The 17,276-nt window shown below is 71.9% G+C and carries 13 protein-coding genes; 11 read left to right on the plus strand and 2 right to left on the minus strand.

Annotation, left to right across the window (positions count from 1 at the left end; all coding sequences use genetic code 11):
* The first annotated feature begins 85 nt into the window (after window positions 1–85).
* The 7 genes from ACZ7HQ_RS09605 to ACZ7HQ_RS09635 all read left to right on the plus strand — a co-directional run bounded on the left by ACZ7HQ_RS09605 (window position 86) and on the right by ACZ7HQ_RS09635 (window position 8,964).
* On the plus strand, window positions 86–928 hold the full coding sequence (locus ACZ7HQ_RS09605; protein WP_470986802.1) for a nitrilase-related carbon-nitrogen hydrolase: 843 nt from the start codon (window positions 86–88) through the stop codon (window positions 926–928).
* The gene (locus ACZ7HQ_RS09610; protein ID WP_470986804.1) at window positions 925–2,208 is read left to right on the plus strand and encodes an aspartate aminotransferase family protein; all 1,284 of its coding nucleotides are present in this window, start codon (window positions 925–927) and stop codon (window positions 2,206–2,208) included. Before ACZ7HQ_RS09605 ends, ACZ7HQ_RS09610 begins: the two co-directional genes overlap by 4 nt.
* Before the next feature lie 46 nt (window positions 2,209–2,254).
* Window positions 2,255–3,874 carry a PucR family transcriptional regulator gene (locus tag ACZ7HQ_RS09615; RefSeq protein WP_470986806.1) on the plus strand — a complete coding sequence of 540 codons (1,620 nt, stop codon included), beginning with the start codon at window positions 2,255–2,257 and terminating at the stop codon, window positions 3,872–3,874.
* Window positions 3,875–3,975: 101 nt separating this feature from the next.
* Window positions 3,976–4,818, plus strand: coding sequence for a nitrilase-related carbon-nitrogen hydrolase (locus ACZ7HQ_RS09620; protein WP_470986807.1), 843 nt, complete (start codon window positions 3,976–3,978; stop codon window positions 4,816–4,818).
* Between the two features lie 78 nt (window positions 4,819–4,896).
* Window positions 4,897–6,300, plus strand: coding sequence for a dihydropyrimidinase (gene hydA, locus ACZ7HQ_RS09625; RefSeq protein WP_470986808.1), 1,404 nt, complete (start codon window positions 4,897–4,899; stop codon window positions 6,298–6,300).
* Window positions 6,301–6,311: 11 nt separating this feature from the next.
* Window positions 6,312–7,334 (plus strand): TIGR03842 family LLM class F420-dependent oxidoreductase, encoded by a 1,023-nt coding sequence (locus ACZ7HQ_RS09630; RefSeq protein ID WP_470986810.1) that lies wholly within the window; start codon window positions 6,312–6,314, stop codon window positions 7,332–7,334.
* Between the two features lie 103 nt (window positions 7,335–7,437).
* Window positions 7,438–8,964: an NCS1 family nucleobase:cation symporter-1 gene (locus ACZ7HQ_RS09635; RefSeq protein WP_470986812.1), complete on the plus strand. Its 1,527-nt coding sequence runs from the start codon at window positions 7,438–7,440 to the stop codon at window positions 8,962–8,964.
* Window positions 8,965–8,984: 20 nt separating this feature from the next.
* On the opposite strand, the gene ACZ7HQ_RS09640 is transcribed toward ACZ7HQ_RS09635, so the two are convergent.
* On the minus strand, window positions 8,985–9,689 hold the full coding sequence (locus ACZ7HQ_RS09640; RefSeq protein WP_470986814.1) for a hypothetical protein: 705 nt from the start codon (window positions 9,687–9,689) through the stop codon (window positions 8,985–8,987).
* Window positions 9,690–10,926: 1,237 nt separating this feature from the next.
* Complete coding sequence (locus tag ACZ7HQ_RS09645; RefSeq protein WP_470986816.1) at window positions 10,927–11,991, minus strand: lipoate--protein ligase family protein; 1,065 nt, start codon at window positions 11,989–11,991, stop codon at window positions 10,927–10,929.
* A 119-nt stretch (window positions 11,992–12,110) separates the two neighbouring features.
* On the opposite strand from ACZ7HQ_RS09645, the gene ACZ7HQ_RS09650 reads away from it, so the two are divergent.
* The 4 genes from ACZ7HQ_RS09650 (at window position 12,111) to ACZ7HQ_RS09665 (ending at window position 17,263) form a co-directional block, all read left to right on the plus strand.
* Window positions 12,111–13,922 carry a gamma-glutamyltransferase family protein gene (locus ACZ7HQ_RS09650; RefSeq protein ID WP_470986817.1) on the plus strand — a complete coding sequence of 604 codons (1,812 nt, stop codon included), beginning with the start codon at window positions 12,111–12,113 and terminating at the stop codon, window positions 13,920–13,922.
* A 91-nt stretch (window positions 13,923–14,013) separates the two neighbouring features.
* On the plus strand, window positions 14,014–14,859 hold the full coding sequence (locus tag ACZ7HQ_RS09655) for an inositol monophosphatase family protein (RefSeq protein WP_470986818.1): 846 nt from the start codon (window positions 14,014–14,016) through the stop codon (window positions 14,857–14,859).
* Between the two features lie 479 nt (window positions 14,860–15,338).
* Window positions 15,339–16,757 (plus strand): phytoene desaturase family protein, encoded by a 1,419-nt coding sequence (locus tag ACZ7HQ_RS09660; RefSeq protein ID WP_470986820.1) that lies wholly within the window; start codon window positions 15,339–15,341, stop codon window positions 16,755–16,757.
* Window positions 16,754–17,263, plus strand: a complete 510-nt coding sequence (locus ACZ7HQ_RS09665) for an O-acetyl-ADP-ribose deacetylase (protein ID WP_470986822.1) — start codon at window positions 16,754–16,756, stop codon at window positions 17,261–17,263. The genes ACZ7HQ_RS09660 and ACZ7HQ_RS09665 overlap by 4 nt, the downstream gene beginning before the upstream one ends.
* Window positions 17,264–17,276: the final 13 nt, after the last annotated feature.

A 17,276-nucleotide genomic window follows, 5' to 3' on the forward strand; every position in this document is an offset into this window, starting at 1 on the left:
GGACCTCCGGGAGGCTTACTTTCGTCCCTCTACGACCTGCTCTACGGGCGTAGAGGCTCTGACGGTCGCGTCGAAGGGGCAGCTCATGACCAACGTCCTACGAGCCGCACTGGTCCAGGCCACCTGGACCGGCGACACCGAGTCCATGGTGGCGAAACACGAGGAGCACGCCCGCGAGGCCGCCCGGCGGGGCGTCGGCGTCATCGGGTTCCAGGAGGTCTTCAACTCCCCGTACTTCTGCCAGGTCCAGGAGCCGGAGCACTACCGCTGGGCCGAGCCGGTCCCCGACGGGCCGACCGTCCGCCGGATGCAGGACCTTGCCCGCGAGACCGGCATGGTGATCGTCGTACCGGTCTTCGAGGTCGAGCAGTCCGGCTTCTACTACAACACCGCCGCCGTGATCGACGCCGACGGCACCTACCTCGGCAAGTACCGCAAGCACCACATCCCGCAGGTCAAGGGCTTCTGGGAGAAGTACTACTTCAAGCCCGGCAACCTGGGCTGGCCCGTCTTCGACACCGCCGTCGGGAAGGTCGGCGTCTACATCTGCTACGACCGCCACTTCCCGGAGGGATGGCGTCAACTCGGCCTGAACGGCGCCCAGTTGGTTTACAACCCGTCCGCCACCCACCGGGGTCTGTCCGCCCATCTGTGGCAGCTGGAGCAGCCCGCGGCGGCCGTGGCCAACGCGTACTTCATCGCCGCCATCAACCGGGTCGGCCAGGAGGAGTACGGCGACAACGACTTCTACGGGACCAGTTACTTCGTCGATCCGCGCGGGCAGTTCGTCGGCGAGGTCGCGAGCGACAAGTCCGAGGAACTCCTCGTCCGTGACCTCGACTTCGACCTCATCGAGGAAGTGCGGCAGCAGTGGGCCTTCTACCGCGACCGCCGCCCCGACGCCTACGAAGGACTGGTGCAGCCGTGAACGACCTCTACTCCCGCCACCGCCAGGTCCTCCCCGACTGGCTCGCCCTCTACTACGACGAGCCGATCGAGATCACCCACGGCGAGGGCCGCCACGTGTGGGACTCCGCCGGCAACAAGTACCTGGACTTCTTCGGCGGCATCCTGACGACGATGACCGCGCACGCGCTGCCCGAGGTGACCAAGGCGGTCAGCGAGCAGGCCGGCCGGATCATCCACTCCTCGACCCTCTACCTCAACCGGCCGATGGTCGAGCTCGCCGAGCGCATCGCCCAGGTGAGCGGCATCCCGGACGCCCGGGTGTTCTTCACCACCTCCGGCACCGAGGCCAACGACACCGCCCTGCTGCTCGCCACCACCCACCGGCGCAGCAACACGGTCCTGGCGATGCGCAACAGCTACCACGGCCGCTCCTTCAGCACGGTCGGCATCACCGGGAACCGCGGCTGGTCGCCGACCTCGCTGTCCCCGCTGCAGACCCTGTACGTCCACGGCGGGGTCCGCACCCGCGGCCCGTTCGCCGAGCTGGACGACCGGGCGTTCATCGACGCGTGCGTCGCCGACCTGAAGGACATCCTGGGGCACACCCGGCCCCCCGCCGCACTGATCGCCGAACCGATCCAGGGCGTCGGCGGCTTCACCTCCCCGCCCGACGGGCTCTACGCCGCCTTCCGCGAGGTCCTGAAGGAGCAGGACATCCTGTGGATCGCCGACGAGGTGCAGACCGGCTGGGGCCGCACCGGCGAGCACTTCTGGGGCTGGCAGGCGCACGCCCGCAGCGGCCCGCCGGACATCGTCACCTTCGCCAAGGGCATCGGCAACGGCATGTCCATCGGCGGAGTCGTCGCCCGCGCCGAGATCATGAACTGCCTGGACGCCAACAGCATCTCCACCTTCGGCGGCACCCAGCTCACCATGGCCGCAGGGCTCGCCAACCTGACGTATCTGCTGGAGCACGACCTGCAGGGCAACGCCCGCCGCGTCGGCGGCCTGCTCATCGAGCGGCTGCGCGCCGTCGCCGCCCAGCTGCCCGGTGTGCGCGAGGTGCGCGGGCGCGGCCTGATGATCGGCATCGAACTGGTCAGGCCCGGCACCGACGAGGCCGACCCGCAGGCGGCCGCCGCCGTGCTGGAGGCGGCCCGCGAGGGCGGCCTGCTCATCGGCAAGGGCGGCGGCCACAACACCAGCGCCCTGCGCGTCGCCCCGCCGCTGTCGCTCACGGTCGCCGAGGCCGAGGAGGGCGCGGCGATCCTGGAACGGGCTCTGAGGAGCGCCCATTAGAGAAGACCTGCCACCGAACCACGCACTAGAGAACGGGTGTACGGCCATGACCACCACCCTGGAGTCCCGGCACGGCTGGGAACCCGCCCTCTCCGTCCGCCAGGTGCTCACCCTGGAGCGGGTGCTCGCCGGGGAGCCCGAGGTGGTCGCCGGGGCCGGGCAGCTCGACCGGCCGGTGCGCTGGGTGCACGTCGCCGAGGCCGCCGACGTCGGCGTGATGCTCACCGGCGGCGAGATGGTGCTCACCACCGGCGTGCTCCTGGCCGGCGACGACGCCAAGCAGGCCGAGTACATCCAGTCCCTGCACCGGGCGGAGGCCTCCGCCGTCGTGCTCGGCCTCGGGCGGGCCTTCCCGGCCCCGCCCGAAGTGATGCGCCGGGCCGCCGAGCGGTGCGGACTGCCGATGGTCGTCCTGCACCGGCCCTTCCCGTTCGCCGAGCTCACCGAAGAGGTCCAGTCGCGGCTGGTGCGGCGGAAGTTCGCCGCCGTCAGCCTCTCGGAGACCGTACGGACCGAACTCACCGCCCTGATCACGGCCGGTGCCCCCCTGCAACGCCTGCTGGACGAGGTCGCCCGGCACAGCGGCTGCCCGGTCGTGGTCACCAACCTCGCCCACCGCGTCCTCGCCACGGCGGGGGAGCGGTCCGCGGTGGACGACGTGCTGCGCGACTGGGAGCGGATCGCCCGGCAGGCCTCCGCCCGCGCGGACGGCGGCTGGATCAGCGCCGAACTCGGGGGCCGCGGGGAGCGCTGGGGCCGGCTGCTGCTGTGCGGCTACCGGGGCGATGCCGCCACCGGGCGGCTGCTCGCCGACCGGGCCGCCGAGGCGCTGGTCCTGCACCGCATGCTCGGCGGGGGCTCCGCGCACTCCTGGGAGGAGGAGTCCGCGCAGAGCCTGCTCACCGACCTGGTCTCCGGTGCCGTACCGGCCGGCCGGCTGCTGCCCAGGGCCCGCGCGGCCGGGCTGCCCGTCAACCGGCGCACCTTCGTCCCGCTCGTCGTCCTGGACCGCCCCGCGGACGAACTCGACCGGGTGCTGCGGCTGCTGGGCCTGCCGGGGCTGGTCGCCGAACTCTTCGACGGCGCGGCCGCCGTGCTGCTCAGCCTCGCCCGCGACCAGGACGCCGAGATCCTCACCGCCCACTTCGCGGCCCGGCTGCGCGCCGGGGGACGGGCCGTGGTCACAGCCGCCGACCCGCGTACCGCCTGGGACGACGTGCCCGCCGGGCTGCGCGAGGCCCGGCATGTCGCCGACGCCGTCGCCGACTCCCGTGCCGCCCTCGACCTCCCGCCCGTCGTCCGCCTCAAGGACGTCCATCTGCGCGGACTGATCCGGCTGCTGCGCGACGACCCGCAGGTGCAGTCCTTCGCCGAGCGGGAGCTGGACGGCCTGCTGTACGAGGCCGAGCCGGAGCTGCTGAACGTCCTGCGGACGTATCTGGCCACCGGCCGCAACAAGTCCCGCACCGCCCAGCTCCACCATGTCTCCCGGCCCGCCCTCTACCGCCGCCTGGAGGCGATACAGGGCCGCCTCGGCGTCGACCTGGACGACTTCGAACAGGCGGCCTCCGTTCACATCGCGCTCCTCGCGCACGATGCGCAACAGCGGGGAAACCAACGACGACCTGGGAAAACGGCGGTGAAACATGGGATCGCGAACGCGTGACACGGTGGCACGCCACACGCCCGCAGACGTGACACGCTGCCCGTCGAACGTCCCTCGGCGGCTTTCTAGGCTCACGGCACACCGAGCTACCGGAGGTCCCGATGAGCCGAGTGATCCGTGCCGCCCTGTTCCAGACCGCGTGGACCGGCGACAAGGAATCCATGATCCAGGTCCACGAGCAGGCGGTCCGCGACGCGGCAGCGCAGGGCGCCCAAGTCCTGTGCTTCCAGGAGCTGTTCTACGGCCCCTACTTCTGCCAGGTCCAGGACAAGGCCTTCTACGAGTACGCCGAGCGGATCCCCGAGGGCCCGACCGTCCAGCGCTTCCAGTCCCTCGCCCGCGAGCTGGGCATCGTCCTGGTGCTGCCGATGTACGAGGAGGAACAGCCGGGAGTCCTCTACAACACCGCGGCCGTGATCGACGCGGACGGCTCCTACCTCGGCAAGTACCGCAAGACCCACATCCCCCAAGTGCGGGGCTTCTGGGAGAAGTTCTACTTCCGCCCGGGCAACAGCGGCTGGCCCGTCTTCGACACCGCCGCCGGGCGGATCGGCGTCTACATCTGCTACGACCGCCACTTCCCGGAGGGCTGGCGGGCACTGGGTCTCGCCGGCGCCGAGATCGTCTTCAACCCCTCGGCCACCTCGCGCGGCCTGTCCCGCTACCTGTGGCAGCTGGAGCAGCCGGCGGCGGCCGTCGCCAACGAGTACTTCGTCGGAGCGATCAACCGGGTCGGCGTGGAGGACCTGGGCGACAACGACTTCTACGGCACGACCTACTTCGTGGACCCCGAGGCCCAGTTCGTCGGCGAGCCGGCGAGCGACAAGGAGACCGAACTGGTCGTACGCGACCTGGACCTGGCGAAGCTCCGCGAGGTCCGCGACCGCTGGCAGTTCTACCGGGACCGGGCGCCGGGCGCGTACACACCGCTGACCGCGCCGTGACAGCGCCCCGTGGGGGGCGCGGGGAACTGCGCGACAAGCCACGGACGACCCGCAGTTGACCACGAAGGAGAGGGCCCCATGACCCGCCGTACCGTCATCCGCGGTGGACTAGTCATCACCGCCTCGGACGAGATCCATGCAGACGTCCTCGTCGAAGACTCCCGCATCGCCGCCCTCGCCTCCTCCGGCACCCCCGCCGCCGAGGCGTTCACCGCCGACCGGGTCATCGACGCTACCGGGAAGTACGTCATCCCGGGCGGCGTCGACGCGCACACCCACATGGAGCTGCCGTTCGGCGGCACCTTCGCCTCCGACACCTTCGAGACCGGCACCCGCGCCGCCGCCTGGGGCGGTACGACGACGATCGTCGACTTCGCGGTGCAGAGCGTCGGCCACACCCTGCGCGAGGGCCTGGACACCTGGCACGCCAAGGCCGAGGGCAACTGCGCGATCGACTACGCCTTCCACATGATCGTCTCCGATGTGAACCAGGAGACGCTGAAGGAGATGGACCTCCTGGTCGAGGAGGGGGTGACGAGCTTCAAGCAGTTCATGGCCTACCCGGGCGTCTTCTACTCGGACGACGGCCAGATCCTGCGCGCCATGCAGCGCTCCGCCGAGAACGGCGGGCTGATCATGATGCACGCCGAGAACGGCATCGCCATCGACGTCCTGGTCGAGCAGGCCCTCGCCCGGGGCGAGACCGACCCGCGCCACCACGGCGAGGTCCGCAAGGCCCTGCTGGAGGCCGAGGCCACCCACCGTGCCATCCGGCTCGCGCAGGTGGCCGGCGCCCCGCTGTACGTCGTGCACGTCTCGGCCATGGAGGCGGTGGCCGAGCTGGCCCGGGCCCGCGACGAGGGGCTGAACGTCTTCGGCGAGACCTGCCCGCAGTATCTGTTCCTGTCCACCGACAACCTCGCCGAACCGGACTTCGAGGGCGCCAAGTACGTGTGCAGCACACCGTTGAGGCCGAAGGAGCACCAGGCCGCGCTCTGGAGGGGACTGCGCACCAACGACCTCCAGGTCGTCTCCACCGACCACTGCCCCTTCTGCTTCACCGGCCAGAAGGAACTGGGCCGCGGCGACTTCTCCAGGATCCCCAACGGCCTGCCGGGCGTGGAGAACCGGATGGACCTGCTCCACCAGGCCGTCGTCGACGGCCACATCTCCCGCCGCCGCTGGATCGAGATCGCCTGCGCCACCCCGGCCCGCATGTTCGGCCTGTACCCGAAGAAGGGCACCATCGCCCCGGGCGCCGACGCCGACATCGTGATCTACGACCCGCACGCCCAACAGGTCATGTCGGCGCAGACGCACCACATGAACGTCGACTACTCGGCGTACGAGGGCAAGCGGACCACCGGCCGGGTCGAGACCGTGCTCTCGCGTGGCGTGCCCGTCATCGACCAGCGGGAGTACACCGGACACGCCGGCCACGGCGTCTTCACCCCGCGCTCCACCTGTCAGTACCTCAACTAGGAGTGGCGCCCATGGACTTCGGACTCGTCCTGCAGACCGACCCGCCGGTCTCCCGCGTCATCAGCCTGATGAAACGGGCCGAGCGCAACGGTTTCAGCTACGGCTGGACGTTCGACTCCGCCGTGCTCTGGCAGGAGCCGTTCGTGATCTACAGCCAGATCCTGGCCAACACCACGAAGCTGAAGGTGGGCCCGATGGTCACCAACCCGGGCACCCGCACCTGGGAGGTCACCGCCTCCACCTTCGCCACGCTCAACGACATGTTCGGCAACCGCACCGTCTGCGGCATAGGCCGCGGTGACTCGGCGATGCGGGTGGCGGGCCGCAAACCCAACACCCTCGCCCGCATCAGCGAGGCGATGAAGGTCATCCGGGCACTTGGGCGCGGCGAGTCGGCCGACCTCGGCGGCGGCACGGTCGTCAGGTTCCCCTGGATCAAGCCGGGCGCCGAACTCCCGGTCTGGATGGCCGCGTACGGCCCCAAGGCGCTGAGGATGACCGGCGAGGAGGCCGACGGGTTCATCCTCCAGCTGTCCGACCTGTACCTGACCGAGTACATGGTGAAGGCCGTCAAGGACGCCGCCGTGGCCGCCGGCCGTGACCCGTCCGAGGTCACCATCTGCGTGGCGGCCCCCGCGTACGTCACCGAGGACGACTCGCCCGAGGCCCTCGCCCACGCCCGCGACCAGTGCCGGTGGTTCGGCGGCATGGTCGGCAACCACGTCGCCGACCTGGTCGCCAAGTACGGCGAGCACTCCTCCCAGGTCCCCGAGGAACTCACCGACTACATCAAGGCACGGCAGGGCTACGACTACGCCCACCACGGGCGCAGCGGCAACCCGGACACCCAGTTCGTGCCGGACGAGATCGTCGACCGGTTCTGCGTCATCGGGCCGCCCGACAGGCACATCGAGAAGCTCCACGCCCTCCGCGCGCTGGGCGTCGACCAGTTCGCGGTGTACGACATGCACGACGCGCAGGAGGCCACCATCGACGCCTACGGCACGACGGTGATCCCCGCCGTCAACTCCTGACCCTTTCCAACCCCCCACCTCCTGGTCACCCCTCCCCGCCGCCCGGGGAGGGGCTGGTGCCCGCACGGCCTCTCCCGTCCCACCTCGCTTGATTGGCCTGCCCATGACCGACACCGCTCCCACGGCCATACCACCGTCCGCCCAAGTCACCCTTCCCGACGGCCGGGTGACACTCGCCCCCGGTTCGCCGCAGCCCAGCGGCCCCTACGCCAACGCGGATCTGCTGCCGGTCCCGGCCGAGAAGCGCACCTGGACCACGTACAACTTCTCCGCGCTCTGGGTCGGGATGGCCCACAACACCGCCTCCTGGACCCTGGCCTCCGGCCTGATCGCCGTCGGCATGGACTGGAAGCAGGCGGTGTTCACCATCGCCCTCGCCAACCTGATCGTGCTGGTACCGATGCTGCTGACCGGCCACGCCGGCCCCAAGTACGGCATCCCCTTCCCGGTCTTCGCCCGCGCCTCCTTCGGCGTGCGCGGCGCCAACCTGCCCGCGGTCGTAAGGGCGTTGGTGGCCTGCGGCTGGTTCGGCATCCAGACCTGGATCGGCGGCGAGGCCATCTACTTCCTCGCCGGGAAGCTGATCGGCGACAGCTGGTCGAACGCGGCGCACGTCGGCGGCTACGCCTGGACCATGTGGCTGTCGTTCGCGATCTTCTGGGTGATCCAGGTCGCCATCATCCACCGGGGCATGGACACCATCCGCCGCTTCGAGAACTGGGCCGCGCCCTTCGTGCTCGTCGGCGCGTTCGTGATGCTGTGGTGGATGAGCAGCAAGGCCGGCGGCGTCGGCCCGCTGTTCGACCAGCCGTCGACGCTCGGCTGGGGCGGCCACTTCTGGAAGCTGTTCTGGCCGTCGCTGATGGGCATGATCGGCTTCTGGTCGACCCTGTCGCTGAACATCCCGGACTTCACCCGCTACGGCAGGAGCCAGCGGGCCCAGACCTGGGGCCAGGCGCTGGGCCTGCCGACCACGATGACCCTGTTCGCGTTCCTGTCCGTGCTGGTCACGTCCGGCTCCCAGGCGGTGTACGGCAAGCCCGTCTGGGACCCGGTGCAGCTGGCGGCGAAGACGGACAACGTGGTGGGCCTGCTGTACGCCCTCGTCACGGTGCTGGTGGCCACCCTCTCGGTGAACATCGCGGCCAACCTGGTCTCCCCGGCCTTCGACTTCTCCAACGTGGCGCCGAGAAGGGTGAGTTTCCGCACCGGAGCCCTGATCACGGCGGTCCTCGCGGTCCTGATCTTCCCCTGGAAGCTGTACTCCGACCCGCAGGGCTACATCTTCACCTGGCTCGGCCTCGTGGGCGGTCTGCTCGGCACGGTCGCGGGCATCCTGGTGGCCGACTACTGGCTGCTCCGCCGCACCCGCCTGGACCTCGCCGACCTCTACCGCACGGGTGGCCGCTACTGGTACGCGGCCGGCTGGAACTGGCGCGCGGTCGTCGCCTTCCTGGCGGGCGGCGTCCTCGCCATCGGCGGCGCCAGCTTCAAGCCCCTGATCGACGGCCGCCCCGTCCCGGCCCTGTCACCCCTCGCGGACTACGGCTGGGCGGTGGGCCTGGGCACGTCCCTGGTGCTGTACCTGGCGCTCACGCTGATGACGGGCCGCAGGCAGCCCACGGCGTAGCGCCGGACGGGGGCGGGCGCTCACCCGGACTGCGACTGCCCGCCCCCGAGCGCGCCGACGGCGGCCCGCGCCGCCTGGATGGCCCCCTTGTTGATGACGTCCGTATCCGGCGCCTTCTTCGTCTCGAAGTCACTCCCGTTGTAGGTGACGACGACGAGGGCGTTGGACACCCGCACCATCACCACCCCCTCCCGGGTCTGCTGCTTGTCCTCGGTGGTCAGGTTCACCACGGAGTAGGCGCTGTCCCCGAGCCCCGGTACGGTCCCGCCGCCGCTCTTCTCGCCCACCCGCTGCTGGTACTCCTGCTCCGCCTCCTTCTCCGACTCGCTGATCTCGAACGACACGTCGAGCCAGCGGTAGTCGTAGCCCTGCAGCGCGTTCCAGGAGCAGGTGCGGCGCAGCTTGGTGTCCGTCGACGGGATCTCCTTGCCGGCCGTATTCGCCCCGGGCACCAGGGACTTGAGGGTCGCCACGGGCACGCTGGTGCAGGGGGACGGCGCGGTGGAGTACGCCTTCGCGCCCGCGCCGGCCGACGAGCCGGCCGGACCGGAGGCGTCGGAGGAACCGGCGGAGGCGGACTGGGCGGACGTCTTCTGGGCTGCCTGGTGCCCGCCGGCCGCCGCCGGCGCGACCGGGCCGGAGGTCAGCGCCCAGCCGGCACAGGCGAGGACCGCGACCGGCGAGATCCGCGCGGTGAGGGCGAGCGGCAGAGGAAGAGAACGCAAGGCGCACTTCTCGTGGGGGAGGGGGTACGGAAGGGGTCCGCAGGGTGGTACGGGGACGCCAGTGTCACATGACTCCCTGTGCGGCGGAAGCGAAAACTCGCAGCGTGCGCGGGCGGTTACGGCGCCAGGTTCACGACGTACCGATCTGCCCGATTTGGGCTTCGACCCGGCGACGGGCGCCCGGGTTCGCCGGGGCAGGCGCGGACGGTGAAGGGCACGAGGGACCGTCCGACGGCCCAGTCTGCCAAGGCCGGGAGGACAGGTGCCGCGACCGGCCACAGGGAGGCTCATCTCCCCGGGGGGCGCGCCTCCAGCCAGCGGCGGGCCCCGACTTTGGCAGCGGATTCACGAACGGTCAGAACGACCCGGAACTCTCCGACGGCATACCCGAACAAGCCGGGCATGACGACCAGCCAGAGGAAGCGACCGGCCAGGGCCAGTCCCACGTCGCGGCCGGCCCTGGCGCGTCGTGCCGCACGGGCCTCGGTCGGGGCGGGGGGTCTGGAGCGCCTTTTCCTGTCGTCGGCGCGCTGCCAGCCACCCCCAGACGAGAGCTGCACAGGCCGCGGCCGCCTGCGCCCGGTCCCACACCGGCCGCAGAGCGGTCGGCAGGTCGGGTCGGAACGACTCGTACAGTCGCCACACGATGGAGCCGAGGAAGGCCAGCACGAGGATCCAGAGGGCTCCCGTGAAAACCCGGCGCAGCCGGTATCGCGCTCCGCGCTCGTACCAGGAGGTGCCCAGCCCCGGAAGGGACGGTACGAAGTCGTCCCCGGTCTTCGAAAGGACGTTGCCGGTGCCGTGCAGGAGACCGCCGACCACACCATGGTCGTGGATGTCCTCGCTCCGGTCGCACCGATGACCAGCACCATACCCACACGCAGGCGTCGACGACGCTCTCGACGGGCAGTGCGGCCGTGACGGCGAGACCGACGCCCAGGCCTCCGAGCGCGGCGCCGCCGTCCACGGCGATGGAGTGCTGCCAGGACCAGCCCCTGTCGTGGTGGTCCTTCGCCTCGACGAGACCGCAGGCGGCCGCCGCGGCGACATCGAGGACAGGCACGTCCTTCAAGAAGTCCGGGAGTTTCGCGATGCCCTCTCCGAACCGCAACGCATGCGCGGCGTCGGCCATCTTGACGTTCAGCGTGCGGTCGTAGGGCAACTTCGTGCCGCCATGGTCGGCCGCCGCGATGTCGTCCTCCAGCGCCGAGACCCGAAGTTTTTGGCGGGCCGGCGGCTACGGCACTCTCGCCGTCCACTCCTTCGACGTGAACTTGCTGCGCGCCAGTTCCTCCGCCCGCGCCAGCTCCCCGTCCGTGATCTTGCCGGGCGTCAGGCCGTACCGCGCGCGGAACGACTCGATCATCCGGTCGATGACCGTCTCACGTGGCAGCCCCGTCTGCCGCCGCAGCGGATCGACCCGCTTCTTCGCGCTCCGCGTCCCCTTGTCGGACAGCTTCTCCCGCCCGATGCGCAGCACTTCGGTCATCTTGTCGGCGTCGATGTCGTACGCCATGGTCACGTGGTGCAGCACGGCCCCCGGGCCCCCGCCGGGTCCGACGATCCGCTTCTGCGCCGCGCCCGCGATCTTGCCCTGGTCGGTCGCGATGTCGTTCAGCGGCTGGTACCAGGCCCGGATGCCCATGTCGCCGAGGGCGCCCAGCACCCAGTCGTCCACATACGCATAGCTGTCCTGGAAGGACAGGCCCCGGACGAGGGACTCGGGCAGCGACAGGGAGTAGGTGATCGTGTTGCCCGGCTCCACGAACATCGCGCCGCCGCCGGAGATCCGCCGCACCACCTCGATGCCGTGCCGTGCGGCGCCCGCGGGGTCCACCTCGTTGCGCAGGGACTGGAAGCTGCCGATGATCACCGCCGGGGCGGCCCACTCCCACACCCTGAGGGTCGGCGGGCGCCGGCCCGCGGCGACCTCCGCGGTCAGCACCTCGTCCAGCGCCATGTGCAGGGCGGGCGGCTGCGGGCCCTCGTGGATCAGCTGCCAGTCGTAGTCGGTCCAGTCCGTGGCGCGCGCGAGGGCCCGGCGCACCGCGATCCCGACGCCCTCCGAGGTCAGGCCGTACATCACCGTCCCCACGGGCAGGGCGGCCTCGATCCGGGCGGCCAGGCCCGCCGCGTCCGTGTCCGCGGGAGCGCCCTCCAGCGCGCCGTTGACCGCGTCCAGCGCCTCGTCGGGCTCCAGGAAGAAGTCGCCCGCCACGCGCACGTGCCGCAGCACGCCGTCCTCGGCCTCCACGTCCACGACGACGAGCTTGCCGCCGGGCACCTTGTACTCACCGTGCACCGCCTGGGCCCTCCTTCCTGCCGCACGAGATCAACGTCGTGGCTGGTCGCGGTGTTCCCCGGACGGCGATCACGCTCGTACGATCACCCGCAAGACGTACCCGAGCCGAGGAGGCGTCCGTGTTCACCACCCGGCCGACCCTGCAGGGCACCTTCGGGATGGTGTCCTCCACCCACTGGCTTGCCTCCCAGTCGGCGATGGCGGTGCTGGAGGACGGCGGGAACGCCTTCGACGCCGCCGTGGCCGGGGCCTTCGTGCTGCACGTGGTGGAGCCGCACCTGAACGGGCCGGCCGGAGAGGTACCGATTCTCCTCGCCCCGGCGGGCGGTGCGGTGCGCGTGCTGTGCGGGCAGGGCGTGGCCCCGGCCGGTGCCACCGTCGCCCACTACCGGGGGCTCGGGCTGGACCTCGTACCCGGTACCGGGCCGCTCGCGGCCGCCGTGCCCGGCGCCTTCGACGCCTGGCTGCTGCTCCTGCGCGACCACGGCACGAAGTCCCTGGAGGACGTGCTGAAGTACGCCGTCGGATACGCCGAGAACGGGCACGCGCCCGTGGAGAAGGTCGGCGGGACCGTGGAGACCGTGCGGGAGCTGTTCGAGACCGAGTGGACCTCGTCGGCCGATGTGTACCTGCCCGGCGGGCGGGCGCCCCGGCCCGGTGAGCTCTTCCGCAATCCCGCCCTCGCCGCCACCTGGAAGCGGCTGCTGGCCGAGACCGCGGGCAGAGGGGGCCGGGAGGCCCGGATCGACGCCGCGCGCGAGGTGTGGCGCTGCGGGTTCATCGCCGAGGCGCTGGTGCGGCAGTCCCGGCGGCCCACGACGGACACCAGTGGGACCCGGCACACCGGCACGCTCACCGAGGCCGACCTCGCCGGGTGGTCGGCGACCTACGAGACGCCTGTGACCTACGACTGGCACGGCTGGACCGTGTGCAAGGCCGGTCCCTGGAGCCAGGGCCCCGCGCTCCTGCAGCAGCTCGCCCTGCTCCCGCCCGAGCTGCCCGCCCACGGCTCCGCCGAGTACGTCCACCTGCTGATCGAGGGCTGCAAGCTCGCCATGGCCGACCGTGAGGCCTGGTACGGGGACGCCGCCGAGGTGCCGCTCGCCGACCTGCTCTCGGACCGTTACAACGCCGGCCGGCGGGCCCTGGTCGGCGCCAAGGCCTCCTGGGAGCTGCGGCCGGGCAGCCCCGGCGGACGCACCCCGCGGCTGCCGTCCTACGCGCGCGTGGAGAGCGGCGACGAGCGCGGCTATGACCCGATGGGCGCCGGTGAGCCGACCGTCGCGGAGATCCCCGGCGAGCCGCACGTGGCCGTCGACGGCACGACCCGTGGCGACACCTGCCACCTGGACGTCGTCGACCGCTGGGGCAACATGATCGCGGCCACCCCCAGCGGCGGCTGGCTGCAGTCCAACCCTGTCGTGCCCGAGCTGGGCTTCCCGCTCGGCACCCGGCTGCAGATGACCTGGCTGGAGGAGGGACTGCCGAACTCCCTCACCCCCGGCCGCCGCCCGCGCACCACCCTGACCCCGTCCCTCGCGCTGCGGGACGGCGTGCCCGTCCTGGCCTTCGGCACGCCCGGCGGTGACCAGCAGGACCAGTGGCAGCTGCACTTCTTCCTCGCCGCCGCCCTGCGTGCCCCGGTCCGCGGCGGCCTCGACCTGCAGGGCGCGATCGACGCCCCGAACTGGCACAACGACAGCTTCCCCAGCTCCTTCCACCCGCGCGGCCGCCGCCCCGGCAGCGTCACCCTGGAGTCCCGCACGGACCCGGACGTCATCGAGGAGCTGCGGCGGCGCGGCCACGACGTCACCATCGGCCCCGCCTGGTCCGAGGGACGCCTGTGCGCGGTGGCCCGGGACCCGCGGAGCGGTGTGCTGTCGGCGGCGGCCAACCCCCGCGGGATGCAGGGGTACGCGGTGGGCCGTTGAGCGATCATCAGGCACCTGTTCTTCATCCCGATTCCATCCGCTGTGCACCGGGCGGGCGGGGATTGTCAGCGGGGCGTGCTCTCATGGAGGCATGATCGAACAGACGGAAACCATCGACGAGTTTCTCGACCGTTGCTCGGCCGACGTGGAGGAAGCGGTCCGCAAGGCGGCCGCGGCCGAGATCCTGCCCCGCTTCCGCCGCCTCGCCGAGCACGAGGTGGACCAGAAGAGCGGCCCCCACGACCTGGTGACGGACGCCGACCGGCTCGCCGAGCTCAGGCTCACCGAGGACCTCGGCGCCCTGCTGCCCGGCTCGGTCGTGGTCGGCGAGGAGGCGGTGCACGCCGACCCTGCGACGTACGCGGCGCTCCAGGGCGACGCACCGGTCTGGATCGTCGACCCGGTCGACGGCACCCGCCAGTTCGTGCACGGCGACGACGGGTTCTGCACCCTGGTCGCACTCGCCCACCGGGGCGTCGTCCTCGCCTCCTGGACCTACGCCGCGGCGCGCGACCAGCTCGCCATCGCGGTCCGCGGCGGGGGTGCCTTCCTCGACGGCGAGCGGCTGTTCGCGGGCCCGCCCGCGCCCGGCCGCGACCTCGTCGTCGCCACGTCCCACCCGGACTACACCACCGACGAGCAGAAGCGCGCACTGCGCGCCCTGTGGACCGACGGCCTCGCCCCCCGCCCCTGCGGTTCGGCCGGACTCGAGTATCTCGCCGTCGCCCGGGGCGAGTTGGACGCCGTCGCGTTCTCCTGGGAGGCGGCCTGGGACCATGCGGCAGGCCTGCTCCTGGTCGAGGAGGCCGGCGGCACGCATCTCACCCGCGCCGGCGAGCCGTTCCGCGTGACCGGCGGCAACGCCCTGCCGTTCACCGCGGCCCGCGACACCGCGACCGCCCGCCGGGTGGCAGCGCTGCTGGGTACGACGGCCTGACTCCCACGGGGACACGCCCGGCACGGCGGCGGCTGCGCACGCCCTGCGGGCGCGGTGGCCGCCACTCCCCAGGGGCGCGGGGCCGTCGCGACATGCGGCTCCGCTGTGCGGGCGGGACCGGGAAGCCACAACGGACCCGCATGCCGACAAGCCACAAGGGACCCGCACGCCGTCAGCCGCACCGGGCCCGCATGCCGACAAGCCACAACGGGCCCCCATCCGGAAGCACGGCCCGCAGCGCGCGGCGCCGTCGGCCCGGCACCGCACTCGACGGCGCGCCCGGTCGCCCCGGTCGCCCCGGGCGGCCAGGGACGTCGGCTCACCCCACTCCGCCCCCCCCCGCGCCCCGGCGTCGGCCTGCAAGACCACCCGGCGCCGCCCCCCGGTCACCCGGCGCCGGGCCACCCGGCCCGAGGGAATGTCGGTCCTGCGGCATATCCTGACCCCGAGTGACCATCGGCTGACGAAGGGGTCCGAAGGTGCCGTCGATGCTCGATGCGGTCGTGGTGGGTGCGGGACCGAACGGACTGACCGCTGCCGTGGAGCTGGCCCGCCGCGGCTTCTCCGTCGCGCTGTTCGAGGCGAAGTCCACCGTGGGCGGTGGCGCCCGGACCGAGGAACTGACCCTGCCCGGCTTCCGGCACGACCCGTGCTCGGCCGCCCACCCCCTCGGCGTCAACTCACCCGCGTTCCGCGCCCTGCCCCTCGACCGCTACGGCCTCGAGTGGCTGCACTCCGAGCTGCCGATGGCCCACCCCTTCCTCGACGGCACGGCGGCCGTGTTGTCCCGCTCGGTCGCCGAGACGGCCGCCTCCTTCGGACCGCGCGACGCGGGCGCGTACCGCAGACTGGTCGAGCCGTTCCTCCCCCACTGGGACACCCTCGTCCGCGACTTCATGTCCCTGCCGCTCACCGCGCTCCCACGCGACCCGGTCACCCTGGCCCGCTTCGGCCTGGCCGGGCTGCCGCCGTCCACCTGGCTGCTGCGCCGCTTCAAGGACGAGCGGGCCAAGGCCCTGTTCGCCGGGCTGGTCGCGCATGTGATCGCGCCGCTGAACGGCCTGGCCACCGGCGCCGTCGGCCTGACCTTCGCGCTGGCGGCCCACGCCCGCGGCTGGCCGGTGCCCCGCGGCGGCTCCCAGGCGATCTCCGACGCCCTCGCCGCCCACCTCAAGGACCTCGGCGGCGCCGTGCACACGGACTACGAGGTCAAGCGCCTGGACGACCTGCCGCCCGCGCGGGCGTACGTCTTCGACACCTCGCCCACCGCGCTCGCCCGCATCGCCGGCTTCGGCGACCACTACCGGAACTACCGCTACGGCCCCGGCGTCTTCAAGATCGACTACGCGCTGGACGGCCCGGTGCCCTGGACCGCGCCCGAGCCCCGCGCCGCCACGACCGTCCAGATCGGCGCCAACCAGACCGAGATCTCCACCGCCCTGCGCGCCGCCTCCCGCGAGGGCCGGGCCCCCGGCCGACCGTTCATGATCACCGTGCAGCCCAGCATCGTCGACCCGACGCGCGCTCCCGAGGGCAAGCACGTCTTCTGGGCGTACGGCCATGTCCCGAACGGCTGGTCCGGCGACCTCACCGACGCCATGGAACGCCAACTGGAGCGCTTCGCCCCCGGTTTCCGCGACCGCGTGCTCGCCCGCGCCTTCGCCGGCCCCGCCGAGCTGGCCGCCCACAACGCCAACTACGTCGGCGGCGACATCGCCTGCGGCGCGGCGTCCGGCCTCCAGCTGCTGCTGCGTCCCAGACTGTCCCTGTTCCCGTACCACACCCCGCATCCGGCCGTCTTCATCTGCTCCTCGGCCACCCCGCCGGGACCCGGCGTGCACGGCATGTCGGGGCACAACGCGGCCAAGGCCGTATGGCGAAGACTGAGGCAGACATGACCACCATCACCCTCGTCCAGGGCGACATCACCCTGCAGAGCGCCGACGCGATCGTCAACGCCGCCAACTCCTCCCTCCTTGGCGGCGGAGGTGTGGACGGCGCGATCCACCGGCGCGGCGGCCCCGCCATCCTGGAGGAGTGCCGCGCCCTGCGAGCCTCCCGGTACGGCAAGGGCCTGCCCACCGGCCAGGCGGTCGCCACGACGGCGGGGGCACTCGACGCCCGCTGGGTCATCCACACGGTGGGCCCGGTGTACAGCCAGAGCGAGGACCGCTCCGACCTGCTCGCCTCCTGCTACCGCGAGTCCCTGAAGGTCGCCGACGCACTCGGCGCCCGTACGGTCGCGTTCCCGGCCGTCTCCACGGGTGTGTACCGGTGGCCGATGGAGGACGCGGCACGGATCGCCGTTCAGACGGTGCGGAACACGGCGACGGCGGTCGAGGAGGTGCGCTTCGTCCTCTTCGGCGAGCACGCCTACGACGTGTTCGCCCGTCAAGTGGGCTGATCCGCGGAGCCGT

It is taken from the genome of Streptomyces sp. NPDC037290, from assembly GCF_055603245.1.